Raw genomic sequence first — 6,186 nt, 5'->3', positions numbered from 1 at the left:
TGCTGATCTCAGGTATAATTCCGCCCCTTATTTTCAGTAAATAAGCTGCCTCCGGCGGCAATTGAAAACGTCAATTGAAAGGACCAGCATGAACCGCGATCTCAGTCTGTTACAGCCTTATCCATTTGAAAAACTGACCGCTCTGAAAGCAGAGGTAACACCTCCTGCTGATCTGGAGCATATCGCGCTTTCTATTGGCGAGCCTAAGCACCCATCCCCGCCGTTTGTGGCAGAGTGCCTAATTAACAATATGGGTAAGCTGGCAAACTACCCAACTACCAAGGGTATGCCCGAGCTGCGTGAAGCAATTGCTAACTGGTGTGAGCGCCGCTTCAAGCTGAATACAGGCACGCTTAGTGCGGAAGATAATGTACTGCCAGTGAATGGTACCCGTGAAGCGATTTTCGCCTTCACTCAAGCTGCGGTGGAACGTAAACCAGACGCTATAGTGATTTCGCCAAACCCGTTTTATCAGATCTACGAAGGCGCATCCTATCTGGCAGGTGCAGAGCCTTATTATCTGAACTGCCTGCCTGAAAATGGCTTTATCCCTGATTACGATGCGGTACCAGAAGAGATCTGGCAGCGTTGCCAGCTCCTGTTCCTTTGCTCACCAAGCAACCCTACAGGTGCTGTGACCGATCTTGATACGCTGAAAAAGCTGATCGCTCTGTCCGATAAATATGACTTTATCGTTGCGTCTGATGAGTGCTACTCCGAGATCTATCTGGATGAAGACAATGCTCCAGTAGGTTTGCTGCAGGCATGCGCTGAACTGGGTCGTGATGATTACAAGAATTGTATCGTCATGCACAGCCTGTCCAAACGTTCTAATCTGCCGGGCCTGCGTTCAGGTTTTGTGGCCGGGGATGCTGCACTACTAAAACCGTTCCTGTCATACCGTACTTATCACGGTTGCTCTATGCCGATCCAGCATCAGCTGGCTTCTAGCGAGGCATGGAACGATGAAGATCACGTGCTAGATAACCGTGATCAATACCGTCACAAGTTTGATGCGGTAATTGAGATTCTCAGTCCAGTAATGGATGTACAGCGCCCGGATGCCAGCTTCTACCTATGGGCTAAAACACCTATCGCTGACGACAAGTTTGCTCAGGGCCTGTTCGCGTCTCAGAACGTAACTGTTCTACCGGGTCGTTACCTGTCCCGTGAAACTGACGGTATTCTTCCAGGTGCTGGCTTTGTGCGTATGGCACTGGTTGCAACAGTTGATGAATGTGTCGAAGCCGCTAAACGCATCCGCGCATACATTGAAGCACTGTAAAGAGTAACGATAAAAGGACTAACGACGATGATTACTCTGTACGGTATCCCGAACTGCGACACCATGAAGAAAGCCAAGAAATGGCTGGAAAATAATGGCACTGAGTATCAGTTCCATGACTTCCGTAAAGACGGCCTGGAAGAATCACAGCTGAAACAGTGGGCTGATGAACTGGGTTGGGAAATTCTGCTGAACAAACGCGGCACCACATGGCGTCAGCAGTCTGACGAAGTAAAACAGAATATCGACGAAGCATCGGCTATCGCGCTGATGCTGGAACATCCAGCGATGATTAAGCGTCCGGTTCTAGATACCGGTAGCTGCCGCAAGGTTGGATTTAAAGATACAGAATACGCAGAGCTGTTGGGCTAAGCCCTCTCTGCAAACGCAACGAATTTTAAAATTTTTGGAATCTGGAGATTAACATGGCTAATTTTGCATTCGGTCTGGGTGTAGGCACTAAATCCTCTGCTGGCGAACTGCTGGAAGTTTATTACAACGCACCACTTCTGAACGCAGATGATGCAATCGTTAATGCGGTTGCAGCAAAAGTTGGTTACGAAGGCGGTAACGCTGCAATTGAAATTTCTGCTGCACAGCTGAAAGATCTGGAAGCTGCATTCCTGTCTGTTGACGCTGAAGACCAGGCTGAGATCACTGAGATCCTGAGCGGCACTTCTCAGCCACTGGTTGTTTGTATTCTGGAAACTGATGCAGAACCAACTACAACAGCAGAAGCGTACCTGAAGCTGTCTCTGCTTTCTCACCGTCTGGTACAGCCACACGGCATCAACCTGAGTGGCATCTTTGGCCTGCTGCCAAACGTAGCATGGACTAACGAAGGCGCAATCTCTCTGGACGATCTGCCAAAACGCCAACTGGCAGCACGTGCACAGGGCCGCATCCTGTCTGTTAACTCTGTAGATAAATTCCCGAAAATGACTGACTACGTGGTACCAGCGGGTATCCGTATCGGTGATGCGATCCGCGTACGTCTGGGTGCTCACGTAGGTGAAGGCACTACGGTAATGCACGAAGGCTTCATCAACTTCAACGCTGGCACAATGGGTGTAAGCATGGTTGAAGGCCGTATTTCTGCAGGTGTTGTTGTAGGTAACGGTTCTGACCTGGGTGGCGGCTGCTCAACTATGGGTACACTGTCCGGTGGTAACAACGTAGTTATCTCTGTTGGCGAAAACTGCCTGCTGGGCGCTAACGCTGGTCTGGGTCTGCCAATGGGTGACCGCTGTACTCTGGAAGCAGGTCTGTACGTAACAGCTGGTTCCAAAGTGACTATTCTGGATGACCAGAACAACGAAGTTGAAACAGTTAAAGCAGCTGTATTGGCTGGCAAATCTGACCTGCTGTTCCGTCGTAACTCTCAGAACGGTCGTATTGAAGTTAAGACGAACAAATCAGCAATCGAGCTGAACGAAGAGCTGCACAAGCACAACTAAAAACTGCGTGATAGCTACTGCGCTTGGTCATACTGCGTTAAAACCTGCTTCAAAATGCTCAGCTACTTCATGTAGCCTCCGCTTTTTCAGCAGGTTTTGCCTTGCCTGACCGGCGCTCGTTACGCTCTCACCTCAGTTTTGCCCTATCTTTATTTGATAGCTAAACCAACTCTGGAACACACCACCATGACCCAGCATCTATCTCCAACTATCGAACTGGCTAAAGATCTTATCAGTCGCCGCTCTGTTACTCCTGAAGACGCAGGTTGTCAGGATGTGTTGATTGAGCGCCTTGAAGCGATGGGCTTTAAGATTGAACGTCTGCAGTTTGAAGATGTAAAAAACTTCTGGGCACGTCGTGGTGATTCTGGACCGGTATTCTGCTTTGCAGGTCATACCGATGTAGTACCTTCCGGCCCTGAAGAGCGCTGGGAGTTTCCACCGTTTGAAGCAACCATAGACCAGGGTATGCTCTGTGGTCGTGGTGCTGCGGATATGAAAGGTGGTTTGTCTGCATTCATGGTTGCGCTGGAGCGATTCATTGAGCACCATCCAGACCATGATGGTTCTATTGCCCTGCTTATCACCAGTGATGAGGAAGGCCCGTGGGTTAACGGTACAACTCGTGTCGTTGATCACCTGGAAGCCCGCGGAGAGAAGATAACCTGGTGTATCGTGGGCGAGCCCTCCAGTACTGCAGAGGTTGGTGATGCAATCAAAAACGGCCGTCGTGGTTCTCTTGGAGCCACACTGACAGTTCGCGGTATTCAGGGCCACGTTGCTTATCCGCATCTGGTTAAGAACCCTATACATATGGCTGCCCCTGCCCTGGCTGAACTGGCCGCTGAAGTATGGGACGAAGGTAACGACTTCTTCCCCCCAACCAGCTTTCAGATCTCCAATATCAATGGCGGCACCGGTGTAACCAATATTGTTCCTGGCCACGTGGATATTATGTTCAACTTCCGCTTCTCCACCGAAGTAACAGCGGATGAGCTTAAAACCCGGGTTCGCGACATTCTGAACAAACATGATCTGGATTGGGATATCGACTGGACCCTGTCTGGTAATCCATTCCTGACTGCGGAAGGTGATCTGGTTGAAGCGTGCCAGACATCAATCAAAGCAATTACCGGACTGGACACAGAGCTTTCTACCTCCGGCGGCACTTCCGATGGCCGCTTTATTGCACCAACTGGAGCACAGGTAGTGGAACTAGGCCCGATCAATAAAACCATCCACAAAGTAAATGAGCGCGTTAGCTGTAAAGATCTGGATACTCTTACAGATATTTACGAAAACGTTCTGGCTCGCTTACTGAAAAAGAGTTGATTCCGCTGATGCAACTCACCTGTCCTGTCTGTAAATCCCTGCTTAATAAGCAGGACAGGAACCTGCGCTGTGAAAACAACCACAGTTTTGATGCTGCGCGTCAGGGCTACTGGAATCTACTGTTAGCTCACAAAAAACGCTCCAAAGATCCCGGCGATAATGCCGAAATGGTTCAGGCACGCCGTCAGTTTCTGGATCAAGGTTACTACCAGCCTCTATCCGACAGTATCAACAGATTAGCTACTGAAGCCTTGGCTGATACCAAACAGGCTAATATTCTGGATATGGGCTGCGGTGAGGGTTACTACACCTCCCGTCTTTTTGATGCTTTACCCGATTCAATAGAGCCATCATTACTTGGCCTCGATATATCCAAACATGCCGTTAAAGCAGCGTGTCAGCGGAGCAAAGAGATCACCTGGCTTGTTGCTTCCGGCGCAGATATTCCCCTGCCCGAGCATTCATTGGACCTGCAACTCGTGCTTTTCAGTCGCCTAATGCCTGAAGCTTTTGCAAAACCTATGAAACCCGGTGCTTCCTTGCTGATAGCCTGGCCGGGAGAGAATCACCTGATTGAACTGCGCAGACTGATCTACAAAGAGATTAGAGAAAGCCACTTTGATCCAGTTCAAACCCTGAGCGAACATTTCCAGCTACAGCAGCAGGAAACGGTCAGTTATGACTTTAGCCTGGAATCATCAGAGCAGATCAGCACACTACTGGCGATGACACCCCACAGCCAGCGGCTCTCCAGCGAAGCAAAAGCAGAGATTTGCCAACAAGAAAAGCTTGAACTGACATTAGACGTAAATCTGGGGCTGTTTACTCGTATATGATCACACCGCCATGAACCCAAAACTAAGAAACTGGTTATACAAGCGCGCCGATAACCCACGCCAGAATTTGGTGATTCTGGGGATCGGTTTTGCTACTTTCTTCTTCGGTTTCGTGGTTTTGGGAGCGGCTGAATACGCTCTAGATAGCTCTCTTACTCAAGAGCTGGTTGCTTTGCTTGGCTTGATCATCATCGGTGCAGGCATCATACTGGCCGCGTTCGGCTATCTTAGCCTGAGCATACTCCGAATTCTTCGAATAATGTTTAAAGACAATAATGACTGACATCCGACACCCTGATATCGAGATCTACGTAAAAAACCGTTCGCTGGAAGAGATTCAGGCGTGGCTTCAGTCATGTAGCGAAAACCTGACCACCCACTCATCCAAAGGCCAGATCCATGAACTGCAGATGGAGTTCCTGGGCCAACCAGTTGAGGTAATGATCCACGAGAAAGTAGCCGGCAAGGCTTGGGTCAGCGTCTGGTTTAAAACCAACAACACCTCTTGGAATACCGATCTGGATTGTGCTCATGCCGCATCACAAGGCATGGATACACAGATTCGTTGCATCGCTTCAGGCTGGAATGATGGAGATGATCCGGACGAATACTGGAAAGTAGAAAATGGTGAGCAGGAAAAGATTCAGTGGCGAACCTGAATCGGACTTAGATTAAGATCAGGCAGCAGCTCTAATCTGCTGCTTAGATGTTTCAATCTCTTCAATCATCAACTTACCCGTCGACATCAAAGCAACTTTTGCATATTCATCCGACGCTAACTGCTGCTCACGCGGCGTATGCGAATGACTATACAAGTAGCCATTCACATAGGCGAAATCACCCACCCGGCCCTCATGAATCGCATTATTCAGACGCTCGACAACCTGATCATCATAGATCTCATTAGGATCAGGATAAGTGGATTCTGTTGCTGGTAGCTTAAACTCAGCACCGCCGCTTTGCGCAGCAGCTTCCGGTTTAACCAGTTGCTGATTGGAATGAATCAGGCTAAGCAGCATTGAGAATTGCGCACCGCTACCACTCTGAACCGCTTGGCTCAGATTGGAAGTGTAACCTTCAATTCTGGTTTGAATCTGTTCTGCGCGCATACTGCTAAAATTATTTCCGAATAACCTGTCCCGTTTTTATCGGCTAAAGGCTAGAATCCTTTACCCTAACTTAATAAAAATTAAGAGAATATTTTTCATATGGGAAGATGGCGTCCACCCCAGCCTCGTAGTTCGAAATACATCACCGGAGAGGGCTACAAACGCCT

8 protein-coding genes are annotated in these 6,186 nt (G+C 48.9%); 7 read left to right on the top strand and 1 reads right to left on the bottom strand.

Annotation, left to right across the window (positions count from 1 at the left end; translation table 11 throughout):
• Window positions 1–88: 88 nt before the first annotated feature.
• From dapC to GY843_RS08155, 7 genes are all read left to right on the top strand, one after another.
• The gene (gene dapC, locus GY843_RS08185; protein WP_297308419.1) at window positions 89–1,285 is read left to right on the top strand and encodes a succinyldiaminopimelate transaminase; all 1,197 of its coding nucleotides are present in this window, start codon (window positions 89–91) and stop codon (window positions 1,283–1,285) included.
• 27 nt (window positions 1,286–1,312) lie between these two features.
• Window positions 1,313–1,657 carry an ArsC family reductase gene (locus tag GY843_RS08180; protein WP_297308417.1) on the top strand — a complete coding sequence of 115 codons (345 nt, stop codon included), beginning with the start codon at window positions 1,313–1,315 and terminating at the stop codon, window positions 1,655–1,657.
• A 53-nt stretch (window positions 1,658–1,710) separates the two neighbouring features.
• A complete protein-coding gene (dapD, locus tag GY843_RS08175; RefSeq protein WP_297308415.1) occupies window positions 1,711–2,742 on the top strand; it encodes a 2,3,4,5-tetrahydropyridine-2,6-dicarboxylate N-succinyltransferase in 1,032 nt (343 codons plus the stop codon).
• A gap of 186 nt (window positions 2,743–2,928) precedes the next feature.
• A complete protein-coding gene (gene dapE / locus GY843_RS08170; RefSeq protein WP_297308413.1) occupies window positions 2,929–4,074 on the top strand; it encodes a succinyl-diaminopimelate desuccinylase in 1,146 nt (381 codons plus the stop codon).
• An 8-nt stretch (window positions 4,075–4,082) separates the two neighbouring features.
• Window positions 4,083–4,910 carry a putative RNA methyltransferase gene (locus tag GY843_RS08165; RefSeq protein ID WP_297308411.1) on the top strand — a complete coding sequence of 276 codons (828 nt, stop codon included), beginning with the start codon at window positions 4,083–4,085 and terminating at the stop codon, window positions 4,908–4,910.
• 10 nt (window positions 4,911–4,920) lie between these two features.
• A complete protein-coding gene (locus GY843_RS08160; protein ID WP_297308409.1) occupies window positions 4,921–5,193 on the top strand; it encodes a hypothetical protein in 273 nt (90 codons plus the stop codon).
• Window positions 5,186–5,569 (top strand): hypothetical protein, encoded by a 384-nt coding sequence (locus GY843_RS08155; RefSeq protein ID WP_297308407.1) that lies wholly within the window; start codon window positions 5,186–5,188, stop codon window positions 5,567–5,569. The genes GY843_RS08160 and GY843_RS08155 overlap by 8 nt, the downstream gene beginning before the upstream one ends.
• A gap of 18 nt (window positions 5,570–5,587) precedes the next feature.
• On the opposite strand, the gene GY843_RS08150 is transcribed toward GY843_RS08155, so the two are convergent.
• Window positions 5,588–6,019 (bottom strand): hypothetical protein, encoded by a 432-nt coding sequence (locus tag GY843_RS08150; protein WP_297308405.1) that lies wholly within the window; start codon window positions 6,017–6,019, stop codon window positions 5,588–5,590.
• Between the last annotated feature and the right edge of the window lie 167 nt (window positions 6,020–6,186).

Source organism: Neptuniibacter sp. (assembly GCF_024231755.1).
In the GTDB taxonomy this organism is placed as follows: domain Bacteria; phylum Pseudomonadota; class Gammaproteobacteria; order Pseudomonadales; family Balneatricaceae; genus Neptuniibacter.
Note: the sequence above shows the minus strand (reverse complement) of the source record. Positions and strands in the feature narration are given on the sequence as shown.